This window comes from Aeromonas sp. 5HA1, from assembly GCF_029237245.1.
GTDB classification, from domain to species: Bacteria; Pseudomonadota; Gammaproteobacteria; order Enterobacterales; family Aeromonadaceae; genus Aeromonas; species Aeromonas salmonicida.
The window spans coordinates 184,051-205,522 of record NZ_JAACFW010000006.1; the positions used below are offsets into that span (position 1 = coordinate 184,051).

The window sequence follows — 21,472 nt, forward strand, 5'->3', positions numbered from 1 at the left end:
GCCCGGGTGTACACAAGATGAGCAGCGCCTCCTACTGGCGGGGCTGGCAGGGCATGAGCCCGGCCGCCCGCCTGCTCATCATCAATGGCCTGGCGTTCAATCTCGGCTTCTACATGATGATGCCCTTCCTGGCCCAGCACATGGGCAGCGGGCTTGGCCTCGCTGGCTGGGCCTGTGGTCTGGTCATGGGGATGCGGGTATTCAGCCAGCAGGGTCTGTTTCTGCTGGGGGGGACCCTCGGGGATCGTATCGGCTATCACACCGCCATCGTCTGGGGTTGCCTGGTGCGATCGGTCGGCTTCCTGCTGCTGGGCTGGGCCGAGTCCCTGCCCATACTGCTGCTGGCGGCCGCCCTCACCGGCTTTGCCGGGGCCCTCTTCACCCCCTGCGCCCAGGCCTATCTGGCCAGCGAATGCAGCACCCCGAGCCAGCGCCAGCGCGCCTTCGCCCTGCACAATCTCGCCAGCCAGGCGGGCATGCTGCTCGGCCCCCTGGTCGGACTGACACTGACCCAGCAGAGCTATGCCCTGACCGGGCTCTTGGCGGCGAGCCTGTTTGCTCTGTTGGGGATGCTGCAGTATCGGGTGCTGCCCAAACGCCCGGTGGCCAACCAGACCCCGCGCGGCGCCATTTTTCGCCAATGGGGCACCATCCTGCGCCAGCGCCCCTTTATGAGGTTCACCCTGCTGGCGGGCAGCTACCAGATCCTGTTCCATCAGCTCTATCTCGCCCTGCCCGCCCATATCCAGAGCCTGCCGGACGCCACCCAGCTGCTCGGCGGCGTCTTCACCCTCTCGGCGGTGATCGGCGTCATGCTCCAGCTGCCGGCATCCCGCCTGGTGGAACGCCACCTGGGAGTGCCGCTCGCCATGGGGCTAGGCATAGGGCTGATGGGCCTGAGCTATCTGGCCCTGCCCCTGCTCTCCCCCTGGCCGACGGCGGGCGTCTTGGCGCAGGTGGCCCTGCTTTCCTTGGGCTCCATTCTCTGCTTCCCGCTCTTTGCCGCCCAGTTGCCCCGCTATGCGCCCTCTGATCAGCTCGCCAGCTACTACGGCTTCTATGCCAGTGCGGGTGGCTGCATGGCGCTCTTTGGCAACCTGCTGATCGGTTTTATGCTGGGGGATGCGGGGACCCGTCCCGCCACCGCCATCTGGTTCCTGCTGGCATTGACGGGGGTGCTGGCAGGATTCGGACTCTACTCTCAGTTGCGATCCGGCAAACATGGCAGCTCGCCTCTGCCCGAATGACAGAGGTGGTAGATACTGCGGGCCATGTTAACGACAGGTGTTCAACTGTTCAGATGCAGCGCCAGCCAGACTGCCAGGGGGATCACCAATACAGAGAGTGCATTGCCGCCAAGCACTATGCTGGCCACTTTTTCCGGCTGGCACTGGTATTGCTCACAGAGCATGTAATTCAATACCGCCGGGGGCAGCGCCACCGACAGCATCAGCAAGGGTAACCACTCCGCCTGCAGCGGCAACAACCAGACCACCAGCCCGAATGACAAGCCACCAGCCAGCAGGTAAAGCAGGTTGCATTTGAGCGCCAGGCCAAGGTGGCCCAGCTCCCCCTCCATCAGCCGAACACCTAAGGCAAACAGCATCAGCGGCACCGAGATCTGCCCTAGCAGAGTCGCGCTGGTCACCAGGTATTCCGGCAACGGTATCTGCAAGTTGGCCACCAGCAAACCGGCGAAGGCCGCCCACAGCACAGGGCTGCGCAGCCAGAGCCAGCGGGAGGTGTTGGCCGAGAGGATAAACATGCCCACCGAGAAGTGGAGCAGGTTGGAGAGCACGAACAATATGATGATGGCGCCGAGCTGCTGCTCGCCAAAGGCCAGCACCATCAAAGGGATACCGAGGTTGCCTGTGTTTCGAAACATGGCGGGCAGGATCAGTGCCGGCCTGCTGATCTCCTTTAACCTGAGCAGGGAGAGCAAGAGTCCGGGCAACAGGATCACCAGTACCCCTGCCGCGATCAGTGGCAGATGGGCCATCAAGGCCAGCGGATATTTGACCAGCGCCGAAAACACCAGCGCCGGTGTGAACAACTCTATATTGGCCCGATTGACGTAACCCAGGGCCCCGCCCGGTCGCAACCGACCATAGAGGGCACCGAGCCCCACCACGGCAAACACCGGTATGACGATATTGAGCAGCGCACTGAACATGGGCGAGTCCGTTTACAATTCGCGGGTGGGTGGCCCCATCAGCAGCATGGGGTCCAGCGTCACTTCCAGCTCGCCGTTGCTGACCCAGAGCTGACCGTCGGAGATGGTGCAGGTGAGGTGCATGGTGCGTGCCACCATGGCGGTGAGCGGCAGTGTCTGGGTGTCGGAGAGCTCGATCACTGTAAGGTTGTCGTGCTGGCTGAGCTTGCCCTGATTCTGCTTCCACCAGACGCTGGTGCCACGGCCACCGTAGAGATAGAGCACGACGTGACGGGAGCGGTTGCATGCTTTTTTCAGGCGACGCTCGTCCGGCTGACCCAGCTCAATCCAGAGCTCAATCTCATCGGAATAGTTCTTACGCCACAGCTCGGGTTCGTCATCGGCAGAGAGACCCTTGGTGAACTCCAGACGCTCGGCGGCATGCCAGGCGAAGGCCGCCAGCCGGATCATCATGCGCTCATCGGTCTCGGAAGGATGACGGGCCAGTGTCAGGGAGACGTCCTGATACTGGTGGCGGTCCATGTCGGACAGGCTGAGTTGAGCCTTGAATACGGTTGCCTTGAGAGCCATAGAAAATCTTGGATACCTTGAAGTGGTCAATCCGGACCGGATCAATCCAGAGTGGAAAAACTGCGCGCCAGTGTAATCAAAATCCGCGCCAGGTTCGACCACCTTGGCCATGCATTTGGCCGATATTCCGCGGTTCACTGCCGAAAAAGCGTTAAAAAACAGCAACCGGCCCATGGCATTCGTACAACCTTGCCAGATGGCGGGTTGAGCCGTCTGGCAAGGGGGAAACCCTTGAAAAACAAATGCCAGTCCGAAGACTGGCATTTGGCGGTATGAACGAAAGAAGCGGATCACTTCTCGGCGGACTTGACCCCGAAGGCATTGAGCAGCAAGCAGCAGGTCACTGCCACTGCTACAAACCCGCTCAGGAAGATAAAGGGCATGGCCCCGTATCCCAATACAGTCCAGATGGTTTGTTCAAGCAGACTCATTGTGTGTCCTTCATCCAGTGAAATGGGTGTCCCTTTCGTGACGGAGTTATCTCCCCGTTCCTGATAATGCTATTTGAACCCAACAGTTGCCTGAGTCCTATGCCACCAAAGTAATAAATAGGGGGCAAGTTTGCGCTGGATCAATTATTTGGCCCTTGCCCAAGGAGAATATGGTCACAATTCCATCCATTGTCAGCGTGCGCCCCCATACCAGAGCAGGGAAAGTGGGAAAACGGGCTCCGGCAGCAGGCGTTCGGATCAAAAAATTCGGCCATCAAGATCACCTTGGATCACTGGATTCACTGCCAGTTTGTACTCCTGAGAGTGGAGGAACGTGCCAGAAATCATCTCGAAAATGGGCCTTTCTCGATAGCAATACACCGACAGAAACCGTGCAGTATTGACCTATTTTACCGCTGACACTCACACTTTTATGTAACAAGAGCTTGGCCCAGACGGCAACCTTGTGGCACTCTGGGACGTCAATGGACAGACTCACAGACACCTCGGGTGTCACCACTGCAAAAGGAGCAACACAGATGGCCAAAGCCAGCAAGAAAGATATCAAGAAGAAAATCGCCGCTCGCCTCGAGAAAATTGCCAAGCACGAAGGCAAGATCAAGAAGCTGAAAAAAGCCCTGAAATAAGGGTCGGCATGATAAAAAAACCGCCTGATTGTTATCTGGCGGTTTTTTTATTTCCGCGTCATTGCTGTGCCGCACCCGCTGGCCATGCCTGCCAGCAGGGGGACGTCACCAATACCTCTTGCTCCAGCCACAAGTGGCTTTCAATCAGATGCATAAATACCGCGGCCAGCAGCTGGTCCGGCTGAGCCATCGCAAGACTGCCTCGCCAGGGTGTCTTTCCCCTGCTGCCCTTTTGGCCTTCCAGCCGACGCGTCAGAGGGCGAGCATAGTGGTGGACGTACTCCATCAGATTGCAAGGCAACCAGAGTGCCAGGGGACGGTTGACCGCATTGGCCAGTTCGGCGGCAATATCCAGGCCCCGCTGATCCAGATCGCCAAAGTGAGCCCAGGGAATGGTCGAAGGCAGCAACGGGAGCAGTTGCCTTGCCAAAGACGTGTTACGGCCAGGCACATAGATGAGTAACTCCCCGGCTTGCAGCGGGTAATCCACGAAAGCCCCCTTGTTCTCCACTGTCACTATCTGCCGCCCTTGCCACGCTATGCCCTGCAGCCTGGACAAACAGCGCTCCGGCAAGGCCAGCTCCCCCAGAAGGGACATCAGCGGCGTAATGTCCTGCGGTTGGCCGCGCAGATCGATGAGTGACAGCGGGGTCAAGGTGCGCATGCGGATCACCTCATCCTGCGTCAGCGTAATCTCGATGGGAACCTGGTCGGGAACAGTGTCACTGCGCGGGTGTTTGCTATCCCCGTGCCAGAGGGCATGAAAACTGGCCTGATTGAGGGGAGACGGCAGCGTCAACCCGAGTGCCTGCACGCTGTCACGCTTGTCCAGCCGTTGTGATGCCACTTGCGCCAGTTGCCTGGTGAGATAGTCAATCCCCGGGTCAGTCAGGAGATAGCGAGCGCTGCGCCCGAGCGGCTTGACGCCGCCGACCGCCTGCAACAGGGCCAGCAACTCCCGGCCATGCTTGCTATCGAACGAACACCCCCTCTCGTTTTGCTTGTCCAACAAGCGGGCACAAAGATCCTGTACCCGGCTCTCATCAAACAGTGACATCACGGCTCCTTGTTACGGCATCATATGAATAATTAGAGGTGATTTCACCGTCCATTACCGTGATCGGTCTCGCGCATGAGCAATGGTCATAAGCAACGGTAGTGGCGCTGTATCGCACACCTGTTTGGGGCAGCACGACCAGAGCCGACCACAGAGTAACTGGCAAACCCGAGGCAAACACGGCAAGCTGGATGGGTCTGTGTTGGCCAGACACGTGCCTCTGTGGGGATGCGTCCCTTGTTGACAACCTATTCCCGAGGGCACCCCATGAACGAGTCGACAGAAAAGCCGCCGGTTTCATCCTGGCATGTGTCGGACATCCGCGAGCTGGCCAGATTGCTCACACAAGCCCTGCCCGCCGCCATACAGATCACGGAGGCTGTCCACCAGGCGGTATTGGGTGGCATGGGCATAAAGGGCAAGGGTGAGGGGAAAACCCGGGGCATCACAGGTTTTGTCTACCGGGGGATCCACAGGGTGGCCGACCAGCTCGGCAGTGGCATCAATGCCGTGCTCGCCCGCGTGCCGGTGCCGCTCGTTCAGGAAGCCATCCCCGAAACTTCCAAACGCGCCGCCCTGCTCGCCACCCTCAACGGCGTGATGGGAGACAAGCTGGTCGCCAGCCACAATGCCCTCGCTACCCCCATGACACTGCGCTATCAGGGGGCGCCCCTGAACTGGCACGCCATGCCCCCTGAACTTGCTGGTCAAAGCCGGGTGCTGCTGATGGTGCATGGCCTGTGCATGAATGATCTGCAGTGGCAAACCCAAACCAAGGGGAAGGACAAAGAGCAGACGCTCAACCATGGGGAGATACTGGCCAGCACCCTGGGTTATGTGCCCGTCTATCTGCGCTACAACTCAGGGCTGCCGATTTCGCAAAACGGGCGGGAACTGGCGAGCCAGCTGGCGCAGCTGGTGACTCACTGGCCCGGCTACATCAGCGAGATAAGCGTGCTGGCCTACAGCATGGGCGGTCTGGTGATCCGCAGCGCCTGTCACTATGCCAGTCAGAGCGCGGCGAGCTGGCCTGGCGTCCTGAAAAACCTGGTGTTTCTGGGGACCCCCCATCATGGGGCCCCCCTTGAACACGCGGGTCACTGGTTGGAACAACTGCTGCCTGCCACCGCCTACACCGAGCCGTTTGTCAGACTGGCACGGCTGCGCAGTGCGGGTATCAAGGATCTGCGCCACGGCACCCTGCTCGACGACCAAGACCATACCCGCGATACAGCGTCAAGGGATCCGCGCCCGCCTTTGCCCCTGCCAGCAGGCGTCGCCTGCTTTGCAATAGCCGCCACGACGGCAGCCAAGCGCAATCTGTTGGCAGATAGATTGATTGGCGATGGCCTTGTCCCCCTGCGCAGTGCCCTTGGGCAGCACAAGGAAGCCCGCCACCAGCTGGCATTTCCGTCATCCCACTGCTGGATTGCCTATCGCACCAGCCATATGGCCCTGCTCGGCAGCCCCCAGGTAACTCGTCAGCTGCAGCACTGGCTCACGCCTCTTCCCCAACAAGCAGGGGATGGCTGTCAGTCAGAGGAAAATGCACAAGCAGTTCCCCTTGCTCAATAAGCTGACATCCGGCCCCCATAATGAAAAATCCGCCAGCTGGCGGATTTTTCATTGCGTGTCGGTCACATCAAGCGGGCACGACCGAAGACCCTGATTGAGCTGCCGGGTTCGGCCGGGATCTCGGCGTGCAGGTGTGACGCCATGCCCATATCCTCTCCCTGAAAGAGATCTATGATGCCGCCATGGGGCCAATGGATATCGCGCAGATAACCGGCAAAGGCAGCCGTCGCCGCGCCGGTGGCTGGATCTTCATAGACGCCGCCATAAGCAAAGGGATTACGGGTGTGAAACAGCTGCTCACGGGCGGCATGGGCCAACAGTATGGTCACCAGTCCTTCCCTTCGCATCAAGGTGCGCCCCTGCTCCAGCTCATACTCCATGGCCGCAAGGGCGGCACGGCTGTTCAGGGCCAGTACCAGATGATCGGCGCCGCCATGAATGAGCGCGGGTGGAATACGGGGATCCAGATCCGCGGGCGTGTAACCGAAGAGATCCAGTGCGGCGTCCACCAGTTCGGCCGGGGCCGGTTTGCTGTGAGTCGGCGGCGATTGCAGGGCGGCCTGCCAATGCCCTTCCCCATCCAGCCAGCCCGATACCTTGATCACCGCCTGATTGAGGTGCAATCCATACTCCCCTTCCCCAAAGCGCCGCACCAGTGCCACGCCGAGGGCTATGGTGGCATGGCCACAGAATGGCACCTCGGCCTCGGGAGAAAAATACCGTACCCGCCATTCCCGCAGCTCGGCGGTTGGCTCAACTGCCTGTGCGTCTTGGAGCAAGGGCGTTGACATGGGCGCGGCGAACGCGGTTTCCGAAAATCCCACTTCGGCGGCAATATGCTGCATCTCGTGGGCGCCGGGCAAGCTGGCGCCAATCCAGACACCGGCAGGGTTGCCCCCTTGCAGCCCATCAGAAAAGGCGGCGATACGCACCAACTCGGGCTCCAACGGGGAGGCTAGCTCCTTCATGATCACTCCTTGTTCTCATGCTGCTTGTTTACATAGTGACGACGTCATACTGGCTGTTTCATGCCGAAAGGTCAGCACCCATGCTTGACCATTTACACAGCCCCAAGGCAGAGCCTCTTGCAAACCTGAGCAACGACCCCATTCACCGCCAAGCTTACCCGTTAAATTAAATGGCGGACAGGTGTCGCTTGGGCGCCGCGGATCCGGGTGCTGGCAACTAGCCTTGAGATGCGTGTCTGTATAGGTTTTGCCGTGGAGAACCCTATGTATTCTTACACCCTCACCTTCAAGGAGGAGGTCGACAAGTTGACAGCCCCCGAGCAGGAGATCCGCCTGCAGAGCCCGGCCCAGGCGGGGGACTTTATTATCCTCTCCGATGGCAGCCGCCATCAGGTGATGTTTGTCACCCACAGCGCCCACTTCAGCAGCCTCTATCTCGATAAAGGTGTGAGGGTGCCGCAAGGCTAGCAGCCCACCTGCCAATCCAAGAAAGCAAAAGAGCTGCTCGTGGCCGCTATCTAAGCACTCGGGGAATGTGGATTGGCGTCACAACACCTTGATCACCGGCTGGCTCATTATCTCGACGTCGTTTTTATAGACCACCAGCACACCGGTTGGCACGCCCCGCTCACCCAACACAGTCACTACGCACTCGTTGCGGTATGGGCCGCTCTTGAATTGGTAGGTGTGGTTACCCCCTGTCCCTTCAACCCTGACTGTGCCATTTTTCAGTACCAGATCCGGCTTGTCACCGAGCGCCTTGCCCTTGGCCCAGGAGGCGTAGCGATAGTGACCATCGCCCATATCGTCGATGCGAATGGTGAATTTTTCGGTCTGCCACATCAGCTTGGGACTCTGATAATCCCGCAGACCGGGATAAAGATCGCTCTTCTGGCTGGCGATCAGTTCTGCTTTCAGCTTGGCGGCCTGCACCGTCTGATGATTGATACCGATCACCTTGCCATCGAAATCCATCCAGACTTCGCCACTGCCGAACATGATGCCGCGCCAGCCCATGGTCTGCCAATCCTGCCCGACTTGGGATATGGCGATACGCTTTAGAATGGCGTCATCAAACATCTCGTCGAAACGGGTCAGCATCTCCGACGGGTTCTTGATAGCGGGCATGGGGTACTCCCGCTTGAAGGGATATTTCATCTGGTTGACAAGCACCTGATGATCCTTGGCTTCGGCCGCATCGATAAAACGCTGTACAAAGGGGCGATACTCGGCAGGCAACGGCTCTTCGTCAGCTGATGCGGGGAATGTTGTCCATAAAAGCCCCAGCAACAGAGTGGCCAACACCCCATTGCGCCGGCCAGTTCGGTTAAATGGCACTGTGTGTATGGAGAGGGTGTTCATGGCATTACAGTGTGTCAGTTTCATTCATCACCCTCTCCCAACAAATAAACCATCAATAAATCCTCATCAGAGAGGACTAGCTTGCAGACTTGATAGATTTTTTCACTTTCTTCAGTGCCATCTGCTGCTTGAGTGGTGAAAGATAATCAATGAACAGATTGCCATCAAGATGATCAATTTCATGTTGCATCACAATTGCCAAAAACTCACTGCTCTCCATAGTGAGTTGATTTCCATGTCGATCCAATGCGGATACAACCACCGAGGAATATCGCTCAACATCAGCATAATAATCCGGGATGGACAGACATCCCTCCTGCCCGAATACCTTGTCAGTACCACTTATCACTTCCGGATTGATCAATATCAGCGGCTGATCCCTGCTTTCGGACAAGTCGATAATAACGATCGCCTCTTTACGCCCGACTTGAGTTGCTGCCAAGCCAATCCCATTTTCCGTCGCATACAGGGTCGCCAGCATGTCATCGATCAGCCCCTGTACGGCAGTTATATCCTCAACCCGTTCGGCTTTTATTCTCAACCTGGGGTCGGGTACCGTCAAAATATCCAGAATGGCCATCATCACTCTCCATTAACCATTATTTGCTCATCAATATTCACGAAACAAGGGCCGGGACAAGGAGACAAACTCTTGGTCACTCTCCACCACTTTGTAACCGAGGCGCTCATAAAATCGTACTGCCCCCTGATTTCCTGTAAAACTGGACAAGGTCACCCGGCTTTTCCCCTCACGCTCTGCCTCGCGATGCAACAGATCCATGACGGCCGAACCCAACTGCCGACCCTGATACTGGGGAAAGATAATCAGCAGATGGACGTGCAGCGCATTGTCGTATGGCTTGCAGCAGAGTAGACCAACACGCTCACCACCCTGCAGGATCCATGAGAACCATTGCGGCTGGTACACGCGACTTAGCCGCTCACGCTGAAACTCATCATCCCAGCCAAATACCGACTCAACATAGGGATAGATACCCTGTTTGATGGCAGTGAAAACCCCTTCAAACTCACTCGTTGGCACGTCTGCCAGCTCGATATCCATCTCACTCCCTGCTCAAGCCACATCGATGGCCGGCTGCGTCATTGAGCACATGTCCAGCCATGGCTGTTTTCGCCTCGATAACAAGGCTCAAACCAGAATTGATTCCCATTTGGATATCTTACCGACCAGCAAGCAGATGAAAAGGCTATTGGCCAGAAATAGGAGGAACCTGTGCAATGCAACATCCCTAACGGATGTAGTGAAAATGCAGGCAGATGGGTCATTGAAACCAAGGGATAGCGGGAAAATGTCTGGCTGGGCACTTGGCATATGAGGGGGAATTGGGCCAGCAGCTGGCCCAATACGTTTATGAGTGGCTCACCTCTTCCATAAAAATCAGCCGCAGGGGCTCTGCCAACAATGCATCGGCCTGCTTGGCAAAGGCTTGAAAATAGTCGGTCGCGCAGTGGTCATCAAGGGCGGCCTGACTGACAAAAGCTTCACGCATATAGAAGGTGTCCGGTTCGTCACGCAATTCGAACAGCACATAATCCAGGTTGCCCGGCTCGTGGCGCGTGGGCTCGACCAGCTTGAGCAGTTCATGGCGCAGGCGCTCCTTCATATCAGGTCGTGCTTTTAGCACCGCAATCGACACTATTTTTTTGTCTGGCGTTATCTTCATCCATATCTCTCCACTGTCATACCATCAAGACATCAGGATGAGCCAACATCTCTGCATTTACGTTCATGAAAGCTCATCCATCAACATGGCAGCAGTGTATGCATGGCCGGTTGATGGATATAGATGGCCAGGATGGACAGAGTGTTCCGTCGGATGAACAACGGAGGATCCGGTAGAAGCATGGCCCCTTGCTGGCAGGCATCCCTTGGTTCAGCACGCAGGCAGGGGTTTGGCGCCAGCGCCACTGGGGAAAAAATTCTTCAGGACGACAAAATAAACGGGCGGCACTCCAGGCACTGGCAAAGCGCCAGTTGTCCGCCATTAGTTCGCAAACCATTTTCTACGCTGAGGTAATAAGTGGTGAAGCCACGCCCCGAGAGGGTCGTCTTTTTCACTCTGGTGGATCGTCTGGCAAGGACCCGGTATACGGGGCGGGTGTCCAGCAGATGAAAGAGCACTTCCCGATGGCCCATGCTTCGCGCCCACCCCATCATCTCCTTGAAGATGGCAAGCCCCGCCCCCCAACCCGCTTTGGCGATGACAATGGCAATCTCGACTCCCTCGCCGTCGGGTTGTATTCCGCACCAGCCAACCAGAGCACCATCGATGACAAGGGCCCGCACGCGGCAACCGGGTAACATGTCTATCCGTATCTTGTCATCCATCCAGGCGCGCACACTGGCCGCATCGAAGGGGGGATGATCAATCAGATGTTTTCTCACTGTCTCATCGTTGACCAGAGGCAGAAAATCATCTGCGCGCACGTCACCGAAGGGTTTGAATTCCAAGCGACTCATAGTGAATGATGTCCAATAGGGTGGGCTCGGCAGCATGATGACTCTCCCACCGGATATGTATTCCGCGTCTGATAGCGCGAACCGTCTTTATACAAAGCAGATCGGGGCCAGGTCGTCATCTGGGCGTTCGATGATATCGGTGGATTTCAAGACAGGCGGCATCGGCCGCGAAACTGCTTTGCAACTGATGAGCCAAGCCGCTACCTGCCTTGCAACCAATGCATTTCCAACACAGCGCCTCTTGCCCACTACAACACCTCGACCTTGACCTTGATAAGCCCGGATCTTGTGTTGCCAATGGTGCTGAAGGCAGACCTGGAGAGATCGATGATCCGCCCGCGTTTAAAAGCACCGCGGTCATTGACCTTGACCACGACGCTCTTGCCGTTGGCGATATTGGTGACCCTGACCAGGGAGCCAAAGGGTAACGTCATATGGGCAGCGGTGTTGAGGTGAGTGCGATAAGGCTCGCCGCTGGCTGTCTTTTTATTGTGGTAGCGGTCAGCGTAATAAGAGGCGAGCCCGGTTTCGGTATAACCGCGCCAGCTGCCGCCGTGGTTGTCGTCATATCGGCTGCTACAGGCTGCCAGCAACAGGCAAAGAGATAACAACAGCCCTTTTTGTATGTATTGCATCTTTCCCTTCATATCCGCCATGCGCTTTATCCTTGATCCCCTTGCCGGTATGGCCGGTCTTGTTGTCGTCACGTAAAACGGCCAGATCGGGATGGCCAGTAAAAGGTTCATAAACTGTCTCGCGGTTCCACCCCCGAGGGCAACGCGGCTACTTTGTCCTATTTTGCAACTAAAACGGGAGGCCAAGCCTCCCGTTCATGTATTTACCCGTCAGCCCTTGTCAGGATGTGCACCAGACGCAGGTCAGGCAATCAGCTTGTCGTCACTAAAGCCAAAACCGCGCAGCCCCACTACATGCACGTGTTCGTGCTTGCCCTGCACCTTGCGGATGAGCTTGTAGGTGGTGCCCTTCTCGGGACTGATGTTCTCGGGCGCCGCGATAAGCAACTGCATATCCTGCCGCTCGCACAGCTCGAACAGGGTGGCGATGGATTTGCCATCCAGACGGGCCGCTTCATCGAGGAACAAGAGGCGGCAAGGGGCAATATCCTTGCCGCGCAGACGGCGGGATTCCTCCTCCCAGCTGATCAGCACCATCAAGAGGATAGCCTGACCGGTACCGATCGCCTCGCCGGTGGAGAGGGCGCCGCTCTCGGCCCGCAGCCAGCCATCGGCGCCGCGCTGTACCTCTATCTCCAGCTCCAGATAGTTGCGATAGTCGAGCAAGACATCGCCCATCACCTGATAGCTGCGATCCCCCTGCTCGGTTTGCGGGTTGAGACGCTGGAACAGCTTGGCCATCGCCTCGGAGAAACTGAGCTCCTTGTCGGCGAACAGATCGTTGTGCATAGCGGTCTGATCGGCGAGCGCGGTCAGCAACCGAGTGTGGGCCTCGCGGATATTGACGTTGAGGCGCACCCCGCGCACCAGACCGAAAGCGATGTTCTGCAAGCCCTGGTTGAGCACCCGGATGCGGTTCTGCTCGCGGCGGATGATGTTGGTGATCTTGGCCGCCACCTCGTGGGAGGAGAGCGACAGGTGGTTCTCACGCTGTTTGAGCTCATCGGCGAGGCGCGCCAGCTCGATCTCCATCTCTTCGATGGCCTCAACCGGATCATCGGAGCGGATGATGTCGTTACGGATGCGATCTTTGAGGTAACGGTAGACCTGCACGTAGAAGGCGACCTTCTGCTCGGTGCTGCGGTTGCCTTCCGACAGACGCAGCGCATCGCGCAGGGCCTCGTCGTGGGCCACCGCTACCCGCAGGGCGCCGAGGGCCTTGTCAGACATGGATCTCAGCTCGTCGCTGTCCAAGTAAGCCAGTTCGCGCTTGTTCAGACGCTTCTCGACGTCGGTCTCCCGCGCCAGACGCACCACCCGCGACCAGCTCGCCTTGTGGCTAACCAGTGATTTACGAGCAGTGAAGTAATCTTTGCCCTCCAGCTTGAGTCGACCGCCAAGGGATTCAATCTCGCGCTTGGTCACCTGCAACTGGGCCTCGGCACTGGTGCGACGGGAACGGGTGCGGATAAGCAGCTCTTCGATCTCTTTCTTGTGGGCGCGGGACTTCTCTTCCATGTCCTCCGACAGGGTCAGCCCCATGGCCGCCAGCTCCTGCTCGAACTCGGTCAGGGTCTGGCGCTTGGCCGAGGCGCTGGAATCGAGCGCGGTGCGCAGCTGCAACGCTTCTGTGTGACGCTGGGCAATCTGCTTGTGCTGTTCACCGGCGGTACGGGCCGCCAGCTCGGCAGCCTTGAGCTTCTCTTTGAGTCGCTCGCTCATCTCGGAGGCCTTGCCCAGCAGGTCTTGCGCATCCTGATAGGCAAAGTGCGGCAGGCGGGCTACCAGCTGATCGAGGGCGTAGCAACGGCGCTTCTGCTCGGCCAACAGCTCGCTCACCTCATCATATGCAGCCTGCAGGGCAGCGAGATCCTGCGGATCCTGACGCAGCACCTGCACCTGGATTTCGAGCTTCTCGAGCGCCTTGCCGTGTTTGGCGATAAAGGCTTCGGCCTGTTTCAGCGCTTCCACATCGGCGTGAGCCGCCTCGAGACGGGCGGCCAGGTCGGCCTCCGCAAACAGGTGGGCAAAGGGCAGCATCCCCTGCACCAGCTGGATATGTCGGGTCAGCTGGGCGGCGGCCGCTTTGGCCTCACTCAGCTGCTTGTCGCACTCGGCTATGGCGCCCTGCAAGGTGCGCAGCTCGGCCTGCTTGGCCTGTACTTCGGCTTCAGGGTCGGGGCGGAAGGCGATATCCAGATGCTGGCCGATAAAGTCACGGAAGTGTCCGTAGAGGCGGTGATACTTCTGCTGCTCGAAGGCAGCTTTGGCGTAGCCCTCGATGAGGCCTTCGCGCTCGAGATCGAGCTGCTCGATGCGTTTTTCCCGGGCGGCGCGGCCGAACAGCGGCAGCTCGGGATAGCGGGAGAAGCGCACCTGACGCTTGCTGGTGCGCACCAGCACGGCGTCCCCCAGCTCATCCGCTTCCACCAGATCCTCGTCAAAGGAGTCGGGGTTGCCCTGAATGAGATAGATATCTTCCGGGCAATCTTCCAGCTTTTTCAGCCGCTCGATGGCGCCCTCAAGGTCGAGCACTACCAGGGCGCTGCGGGCCGGGCCGTACAGTGCGGAGTAGTAAGGGGCATCGTCGATGGAGATATCGTCATAGACATCGGAGAGCAGCACGCCCCCCACCTGCTCGGCGATGCGGGCAAGGCGCGGATCGGCCTCGCCAGCCCCCAGCTGCAGGTTGCGAATTTGCAGCTCTAGCGCCTGTTTCTGCGCCGCGATGCGATTGCTCTCCTGCTCGAACTCGCGCTCCTTGTCGAGCACGGTTTGCATGCCGGAAGAAAGTTCTTCGGCAGTGGCCAAGGCCAAGCCACTCTGCTCCCGCAGCTGCTCGAGCTTCTCGAAGGATTTGAGCCAGCGCGGGGCCAGCTTGGTGAGCTCCGCAATATCGCGGCCCAGCTGGGCACCTTGATGCTCCAAGCTGGCACGGCGCTGGTTGACTTCCGCCTGCTGCTCGGAGAGCTCCTCCTGACGGGTACGCTGAGCTTCGAGGAAGATCTCCAGCTCGTCTTGGCTGGCGATCAGCTGGCCAGAGGCCTGCTGCAACTCGTCACGCAAACGGAACAGCGCCTGCTGGCTTTCGCTCTCTTTCTCGAGGCGAGCCAGCGCGGCGCGCAGCCCCTGCCCCTGGGCAATGCGAGCCTTGTCTTCGATGTGACGCTTGAGCAGCGCCTGCGCCGTAGGCCAGGCGGCCTCGCGGGCGGTTTCGGGGGCAATATTCAACAGCAGCGTCAGCGCGGCCTGATGCTCGGCCACCGCCGCCTTGGCCAGTGCCAGCTGCTGCTCGGCCCCCAGCATCCGGCTGGTGAGGCTCTGCTCGGCGGTGCGGAACTGGTGCAGGGTGTCGCTCGCCTGTTCAGCGGTCAGCCCCGGCAGTTCACACTGCGCGCGGGCATTTTCCAGCGCCTGCACCGCCTGACGGTACTGGATGGCGCGGGTCTGCTGAATGTCCAGTGCCTGCTGGTAGTCGGCCAGCTGGGTCTTGAGGCTGTCTACCTCTGCCTGCGCCAGCTCCTTGCGCTCTTCCACTTCCAGCAGCTGACCGTGGATCTCCTCCACGATCGCCTGCTGCTGCTCGAGCTTGTCGACAAGCTCCGCCAGATCGGCGCGATACATCTCTATCTTCTTTTGCAGAGCAACGGCGGCCATCACCTTGGCCAGGTGTTCGGCGGCAGATTCCAGCTCATCGGTCAGCAGCTTCTCGCGGTTGGTGAGCTGATCCACCTCGTCGGCCAGATAGATGGCGCGCTGGCGCTCTTCGGCCAGAATGCGGCGTTTCTCCGCCAGCTCCTGACGGGCTTTCAGAGCCAGCTCGGAGAGGCGGTTCTTCTCGGCGGCGTTGCGCACATAGTCCGCCGCCACATAGTGGGTGGTCTCAGTGATCAGGTTCTTGAACAGATCCCGCTGGCCTTGCGTCTCTTTAATGGCTTCCAGGGTGCGGCGGTTCTCGTAGATGGCCGCCTCCATGTCCTGGAATGCCTTGCGCACACCGGAGTTCTCCGGCAGCAGGTATTCACGCAAGGAACGGCTGATGGACGAAGAGATGCCGCCGTAGAGGGAGGCTTCGATCAGGCGGTAGAACTTGCCGCGATCCTTCTGATCACGCAACTTCTTCGGCGTGATACCGAACTCGAACATGAAGTTGTGATAGTCGGTCACCGTATTGAACTTGGCGACCTTCATGGCCCCCAGCTCGGCGGCCGCCCCTTTCAGATCTGTAAAGGCGCGGACGCGGCCCTTACCGTCGTCGAGCTTTTCCAGCAGCAGATCGGTGGGTTGCAGTTGCTCGGGCACATCTACCAGCGCGAACGGGGTGATGTTGACCTTGTTGTCACGGTTGGCTACCTGCTCCAGATGGACGCCGACCCAGATCCGCTGTTCGCGGCTGTTCATCACCTCGAGTACCGAATAACAGTGGCCGCGCTGCAGCTTGCCGTAGAGCCCCTTGTCACGGGAAGCACTGGATGAGCCCGCTTCCGTGGTGTTGCGGAAATGGAGCAGGGATTGATCAGGGATCAGTGCCGCGATAAAGGCCGCCATTGTAGTGGACTTGCCCGCCCCGTTGCCGCCAGAGAGGGTGGTGACCAGCTGGTCGAGATCGAAGGTGCGGGCGAAGAAGCCGTTCCAGTTGACCATGGTCAGGGATTTGAATTTGCCTCTCACAACACACTCTCCATCAAAGCAAAGGGCTCCATCAGGGCCTTGTATTTAACGCTGCAGGTCATCTTCAACCTCCAGTTCAAGCTGCTCTTCATCAAGATCCGCTTCAATGTCTTCAAACAGCGAATCGCTGCTCGGCATCTCGTCATCGTGGAAGATAGCCTCCCCCTCCTGGATCATCCGCAGCTGGACGGCGCGGGGATCTTCATCGGAGCGCACGTCGGCGGCAAAGCGGAACACGGATTCGTTGACCCGAAATTTGTCGCTGTTGCCAAGGGCTGTGATCATGCCAAGGCGACGCAATCGGCGCATGGAGGTGCGGATCTTCTCCAAGAGCTTCTTCTTGTCGAGATCGGTACCGCCGGAGCGGCTGTTGACCATGCGCAGCAGCTGCTTCTCGTCGGCCAGGCTCAACACCTCTTCTTGCAGCTCGCCCATGGCGAACACCCCTTCCGAGGCGAGGCGGTCCGGGCTCAAGAACAGGTAGCAGAGCACCTTGCCCACCAGCATATCGAGCTCGGAGAGCACGGTCGTGCCGATGTCGGCGCTGGGGCGCGGGCGCAGGTAGAAGAAGCCTTCCGGCGCCTTGATGAGCTCCACCTGATAGCGGCCGTAGAAGATCTCCAGCTCGTTGTGGTACTCCACCAGCGCCGAGTGCTGTTCGAAATCGTCGGCACTGATGTGACGGCCGGAGCGCAAGGCGGTGTCGATGCGCGGAAACAAGGGGTTGGCAATCGCCTCTGCGAGCCGCAGCGGCAAGGGAAACTCAGTATTGATCAATGACATAGGCCTGAACCTTGGATCCAGCTTGGTTAATGGGTTTCCATGCGGGTTGGCGGTGCAGCTCGCGCTCACCGCTGGCATGGCCCAGGCGCACGGCCTGGTCGATCAGAAGACGCGCCACATCGAAATGGGCGTGAGCCGGGTAATCCAGCAGGTATTCCCGCAACACATCGGCCACATCCAGCTGATGGCCCTGCTCGGGATAGCGGGCGAGGTAGCGCTCTATGCGCTCCGCCAGCGCCTGATTGATGTCCACCATCTCCATGTACTCCATCTCGAGGGGAACCTCGCCGGTCACCTCCTCGTCGTGGATGGCAATGGTTTCATCCCGCAGCTCCAGCAGACGGGGCTCCTCGGCGATGCGCAGCTGCCAGTTGTGCTGCTCGAAATTGCGAATGGAGTCGCGCAGACGCTGGCTGAAGGCGCGGTTCTTGTCCATGTCGATGGCGTTGCGGATAAATTTGTGGACGTGGCGATCGTAGCGGGACCAGAGCTCGATGCACTGCTGGCCCCAGCTGGTGATCACATCGAGCCGTCCCTGCAGGGCATGGGTCAGCTCCTCGACGTGAAACAGATCGTCGCGCCCCTGGGCTGCTTCCTGAATATTGAGCAGCCCCGCCTGCAGGCGGTGACCGGCAGCGTCCAGGGTATCTTGCAGCTCGCGCAGGGTCTGGCCTGTCTCGTGCAGCAGCTTTTCACAGCTGTGAATGGCATCGACCCAGTTCTGGGTCAGCAGGGCCGCTATCTCGCTCTTGACCTGATTTTGCTGCTCATCCATGGCGCGCTGGGTCAAGTCGATACGACCGAGCGTCTCTTCCAGCGAGAAGGTGAGCCGTGGCAGTACCTCGGCATCCCACTGCTCACGGGTGTTGGTCTCGAGCGCCGCCTTGCGGGCGGTGTCGAGCTCGGCCGCCAGATGTTCGAGCAGGATGGAGAGCTTGATGGAATCAACCTGACGCTGATCCATAAAGAAGTCGACGATCCCCATCCCCAGCCGCGACAGGCGATAGAGACTCTCCCCCGCCACCATGTCGGTGTTGAAGCGCGACAGCAGTTGCTGGCGAATGAGATCGTTGATGGCGTTGTTGGCACGACCGGTGAGGGTCTCGTCCATCTGGCCAAAAGCGTTGCTGACATAGCCAAAGGCATCGTGCAGCGCCGCTTCCGACAAGTCCGATTCATCTTCGGACAGTGTCTTGATTGCAATCAGAAAGGCCAGCCGGTCGGTAGGCAGGCTCAGCGCCAACCCCTCCTGCCTGACCCACCCTACTATCTCCGGCACAGAACGCTCGGGCAGGGTACGGGATGTACTCATCATGACGTTGTCATCTCGTTGTTATCCGTGGGACGGTCTCATCATATGAAACTGACCATCTCGTTGTTATTACAAGGCTGCCAGACAGACTGCTTGTCAGCTTGACGGTTTCTGCGCCATTACATGGATGCATTGACCCAGGGACGGCAAAGAGCACCGAAGGGATTATCCCCCAGTCGACCCACTCTCCGACCCATCAGCTGACTGGCTTTTGCGCCATCACATGGATATAGCGACCCAGGGAGATAAACGGCTCCTGGCGGCAATATTGCTGCTCCATGGCCAGCAGATCATCGAACTTCTCGACCTGATCCTGCTTGTGGCGCATGTAGTCGTGGATGACCCGCACCCCCGTCTTGCCAATGATCTTGAGGCCCCCTCGCCCAATCCAGTCGTAGACCTGTTCAGGCAACTGCGGATTGGTGGGGGTCAGGGCGGTCTGGCGCTTCTTGCGCAGGCCAAGGCGCACATAGTCGAAATTGCCCACCACCAGACTCTGAAACAACAGACCATGACGGTTGTAAAAAAGCAGCGACAGTATGCCCCCTGCATTGACGAAAGGGAACAGACCGAGCAGGGTCTGGCGTGGCTCGGCGAGCCACTCCAGCACGGCGTGACAGAGCACCAGATCAAAGGTGCCGGTCACGTGGGCCTTGAGATCCTGAATGGGGCAATGGATGAGACGAATTCTGTCTTCCAGCCCCATTTCAGCGATCTGGACCCGTGCAAGTTCAAGCATTTCGGCGGAGAGATCGCACAGCTCCACCTGATGACCCATGGCTGCCAGCTTCTGGGCAAAATAGCCAAATCCGCCCCCCGCATCCAGGATGCGCAGCGGCCGGTTGCCAAGGCGAGCCAGGCAGGCTTCGATGTCGCTCCAGACCACAGTGGTGCGAATACGCCCCTTGGTGGAGTCATAAATGTTGCGAGCAAACTTGTCGGCACGCCCGTCAAAACTCTGATCTTGCTTCAAGACTCACTCAACTTTTGGCCGCAGCATTGGGCCTGACGAAAAAAGAGGGGTATTCTGTCACATCCCGAATTTGCTGAAAACTCAAGGACGACATCCCAGTGTTTGAGCTCAACCTGTTTGCCGCCAACTTGTTTGTTATCAAGAAATGGCTGGGTCAATTGCTGATGCCACTGCCCTTTTCCCTCTCCTTATTGCTGCTGGCGCTTTTGCTGCTCTGGTTCACCCGCTTTCAGAAAACCGGCAAGCTGCTGGCGACCTGCTCCCTGGTCATTGTTGCTCTGATGGGGACGCGGCCGGTGAGCTATGAGCTGGCCAGAGGGCTGGAGCAGACCTTCCCGCCGTTCGAGATAAGCCAACACCCGGATATAGAGGCTATCGTGGTGCTGGGCAACGGCCATGTGAGCGATCCGGCGATCCCTGAGCGCGCCTGGCAGAACAATATCGCCCTCGCAAGAACCCTGGAAGGCGTACGCCTCGCCCAGGCTTACCCCCAGGCCACACTGGTCTTCTCCGGCTATGTATCGGGGGATCCCCTCTCCAACGCCGAGGTCAATGCCCGCATGGCGGCCAGCCTGGGGATAGAGAGATCCCGAATGACGTTGTTTGAAAACAACAAAGACACCCATGACGAGGCCGTCAGCATCAGCCGTTATCTCAAGGGCAAGCGGGTGGCGCTGGTCAGTTCGGCCACCCACCTGCCGCGGGCCATGGCGCTGTATCAAGGGCAGGGACTCGATGCTGTGCCGGCCCCCACCGACTACACAGCCAAGCAGAGTCAGGTGGCCCAGCCCCTCTACAGCTACCTGCCAAAGGGGCGTTATCTGATGTATTCCGAGGCTGCCATTCACGAATGGATTGGGGTATGGTGGGCCCGTTTGCGAGGGCAGGTTAACGATTGAGCAATCGAGCCTTTCATTCCTGATTTGGATCAGGAAAGCGAAAAAAAATTACGTCATTTGCCGCCGGGTCAGCTATCTTGGGCTCGGTTCAATTCATATAATGTCGCGCAATCAAATGCCTAGGAGAGTTACAAGATGAGACAGCACCTGGTAATGGGTAACTGGAAACTGAACGGCACCAAAGCTTCTGTAGAAGCTCTGATCAAAGGACTGACCCCGGCTGCTGCCGCTCATCCTTCCGTGCAAGTCGCCGTCTGCCCGCCGGTTATCTTTTTGGGTCTGGTTGAGCAGCTGACCGCAGGCAGCAAGATTGCCTACGGTGCCCAGAATGCCGACGTTCACGAGTCCGGCGCCTTCACCGGCGAGAACGCCCCCTCCATGCTCAAAGCCTTCGGTTGCACCTACTCCCTCGTCGGTCACAGCGAGCGCCGTACCCTGCACGCAGAGAACGACGACGTGGTAGCCGCCAAGTATGAAGCCATCCAGAAAGCGGGCCTGATCCCCGTATTGTGCATCGGTGAGACCCTGGAGCAGTTCGAAGCCGGCGTGACCAAGACAGTGGTTGAGACCCAGCTGAAAGCCGTCATCGACCGTTGCGGCATCGCCTCCTTCAGCAACGCCGTGGTTGCCTATGAGCCGGTATGGGCTATCGGTACCGGCAAGACTGCTACCCCGGAAATCGCTCAATCCGTTCACGCTCACATCCGTCAGTACCTGGCCGGTTTTGATGGCGCCGTGGCTGCCAAAGTACAGATCCTGTACGGCGGTTCCGTCACTGGTGCAACCGCTGCCGACCTGTTCGGTCAGCCGGACATCGACGGTGGCCTGGTGGGTGGTGCGTCCCTGAAAGTGGACGACTTCTCCCAGATCATCGCTGGCGCTGCCAAGTAATTTCGCATTACTGACAAAGAGAGGGGTGTGTCCCCTCTCTTGT

The 21,472-nt window shown here is 58.8% G+C and carries 20 protein-coding genes; 5 read left to right on the plus strand and 15 right to left on the minus strand.

Annotated features, from left to right (window positions below; genetic code table 11):
- Positions 1–17: 17 nt before the first annotated feature.
- On the plus strand, positions 18–1,247 hold the full coding sequence (locus GWQ27_RS07820; RefSeq protein ID WP_275907074.1) for an MFS transporter: 1,230 nt from the start codon (positions 18–20) through the stop codon (positions 1,245–1,247).
- A 41-nt stretch (positions 1,248–1,288) separates the two neighbouring features.
- Here the strand turns inward: GWQ27_RS07820 and GWQ27_RS07825 are convergent, their stop codons facing one another.
- The 4 genes from GWQ27_RS07825 to GWQ27_RS07840 form a co-directional block, all read right to left on the minus strand.
- Positions 1,289–2,173, minus strand: a complete 885-nt coding sequence (locus GWQ27_RS07825) for an AEC family transporter (protein ID WP_275907075.1) — start codon at positions 2,171–2,173, stop codon at positions 1,289–1,291.
- 12 nt (positions 2,174–2,185) lie between these two features.
- Positions 2,186–2,743, minus strand: a complete 558-nt coding sequence (locus GWQ27_RS07830) for a YaeQ family protein (RefSeq protein WP_275907076.1) — start codon at positions 2,741–2,743, stop codon at positions 2,186–2,188.
- Between the two features lie 290 nt (positions 2,744–3,033).
- The gene (locus GWQ27_RS07835) at positions 3,034–3,174 is read right to left on the minus strand and encodes a TIGR02808 family protein (protein WP_005301193.1); all 141 of its coding nucleotides are present in this window, start codon (positions 3,172–3,174) and stop codon (positions 3,034–3,036) included.
- Positions 3,175–3,879: 705 nt separating this feature from the next.
- Complete coding sequence (locus GWQ27_RS07840; protein ID WP_275907077.1) at positions 3,880–4,878, minus strand: Wadjet anti-phage system protein JetD domain-containing protein; 999 nt, start codon at positions 4,876–4,878, stop codon at positions 3,880–3,882.
- 267 nt (positions 4,879–5,145) lie between these two features.
- Between GWQ27_RS07840 and GWQ27_RS07845 the strand changes: the two genes are divergently transcribed.
- Entirely contained in the window at positions 5,146–6,453 is a 1,308-nt protein-coding gene (locus tag GWQ27_RS07845) for an alpha/beta hydrolase (protein WP_275907078.1), read from the plus strand.
- Positions 6,454–6,515: 62 nt separating this feature from the next.
- On the opposite strand, the gene GWQ27_RS07850 is transcribed toward GWQ27_RS07845, so the two are convergent.
- On the minus strand, positions 6,516–7,421 hold the full coding sequence (locus GWQ27_RS07850; protein ID WP_275907079.1) for a PhzF family phenazine biosynthesis protein: 906 nt from the start codon (positions 7,419–7,421) through the stop codon (positions 6,516–6,518).
- 264 nt (positions 7,422–7,685) lie between these two features.
- Here GWQ27_RS07850 and GWQ27_RS07855 point away from each other — a divergent pair, with 264 nt between their 5' ends.
- Positions 7,686–7,889 carry a hypothetical protein gene (locus tag GWQ27_RS07855; RefSeq protein ID WP_275907080.1) on the plus strand — a complete coding sequence of 68 codons (204 nt, stop codon included), beginning with the start codon at positions 7,686–7,688 and terminating at the stop codon, positions 7,887–7,889.
- A gap of 78 nt (positions 7,890–7,967) precedes the next feature.
- Here the strand turns inward: GWQ27_RS07855 and GWQ27_RS07860 are convergent, their stop codons facing one another.
- The 10 genes from GWQ27_RS07860 to cmoM all read right to left on the minus strand — a co-directional run bounded on the left by GWQ27_RS07860 (position 7,968) and on the right by cmoM (position 19,639).
- A complete protein-coding gene (locus GWQ27_RS07860) occupies positions 7,968–8,807 on the minus strand; it encodes a hypothetical protein (protein ID WP_275907081.1) in 840 nt (279 codons plus the stop codon).
- A 52-nt stretch (positions 8,808–8,859) separates the two neighbouring features.
- Positions 8,860–9,363 (minus strand): peptide deformylase, encoded by a 504-nt coding sequence (gene def / locus GWQ27_RS07865; RefSeq protein ID WP_275907091.1) that lies wholly within the window; start codon positions 9,361–9,363, stop codon positions 8,860–8,862.
- A 30-nt stretch (positions 9,364–9,393) separates the two neighbouring features.
- A complete protein-coding gene (locus tag GWQ27_RS07870) occupies positions 9,394–9,846 on the minus strand; it encodes a GNAT family N-acetyltransferase (protein WP_275907082.1) in 453 nt (150 codons plus the stop codon).
- Between the two features lie 307 nt (positions 9,847–10,153).
- Complete coding sequence (locus tag GWQ27_RS07875; protein ID WP_275907083.1) at positions 10,154–10,468, minus strand: putative quinol monooxygenase; 315 nt, start codon at positions 10,466–10,468, stop codon at positions 10,154–10,156.
- A gap of 260 nt (positions 10,469–10,728) precedes the next feature.
- The gene (locus GWQ27_RS07880; RefSeq protein WP_275907084.1) at positions 10,729–11,265 is read right to left on the minus strand and encodes a GNAT family N-acetyltransferase; all 537 of its coding nucleotides are present in this window, start codon (positions 11,263–11,265) and stop codon (positions 10,729–10,731) included.
- Between the two features lie 248 nt (positions 11,266–11,513).
- Positions 11,514–11,900: a septal ring lytic transglycosylase RlpA family protein gene (locus GWQ27_RS07885; RefSeq protein ID WP_275907092.1), complete on the minus strand. Its 387-nt coding sequence runs from the start codon at positions 11,898–11,900 to the stop codon at positions 11,514–11,516.
- A gap of 243 nt (positions 11,901–12,143) precedes the next feature.
- Entirely contained in the window at positions 12,144–16,571 is a 4,428-nt protein-coding gene (mukB, locus tag GWQ27_RS07890; protein ID WP_275907085.1) for a chromosome partition protein MukB, read from the minus strand.
- A 45-nt stretch (positions 16,572–16,616) separates the two neighbouring features.
- On the minus strand, positions 16,617–17,354 hold the full coding sequence (mukE, locus tag GWQ27_RS07895; protein WP_005311141.1) for a chromosome partition protein MukE: 738 nt from the start codon (positions 17,352–17,354) through the stop codon (positions 16,617–16,619).
- Positions 17,335–18,669: a chromosome partition protein MukF gene (gene mukF / locus GWQ27_RS07900; protein ID WP_005311139.1), complete on the minus strand. Its 1,335-nt coding sequence runs from the start codon at positions 18,667–18,669 to the stop codon at positions 17,335–17,337. The genes mukE and mukF overlap by 20 nt, the downstream gene beginning before the upstream one ends.
- Positions 18,670–18,862: 193 nt before the next feature.
- Positions 18,863–19,639: a tRNA uridine 5-oxyacetic acid(34) methyltransferase CmoM gene (gene cmoM, locus GWQ27_RS07905; protein WP_265432709.1), complete on the minus strand. Its 777-nt coding sequence runs from the start codon at positions 19,637–19,639 to the stop codon at positions 18,863–18,865.
- A gap of 128 nt (positions 19,640–19,767) precedes the next feature.
- On the opposite strand from cmoM, the gene elyC reads away from it, so the two are divergent.
- Together elyC and tpiA are read left to right on the plus strand one after the other, a co-directional pair.
- Positions 19,768–20,538 (plus strand): envelope biogenesis factor ElyC, encoded by a 771-nt coding sequence (gene elyC, locus GWQ27_RS07910; protein WP_265432717.1) that lies wholly within the window; start codon positions 19,768–19,770, stop codon positions 20,536–20,538.
- Between the two features lie 135 nt (positions 20,539–20,673).
- A complete protein-coding gene (gene tpiA / locus GWQ27_RS07915) occupies positions 20,674–21,429 on the plus strand; it encodes a triose-phosphate isomerase (protein WP_005311133.1) in 756 nt (251 codons plus the stop codon).
- Positions 21,430–21,472 lie beyond the last annotated feature (43 nt).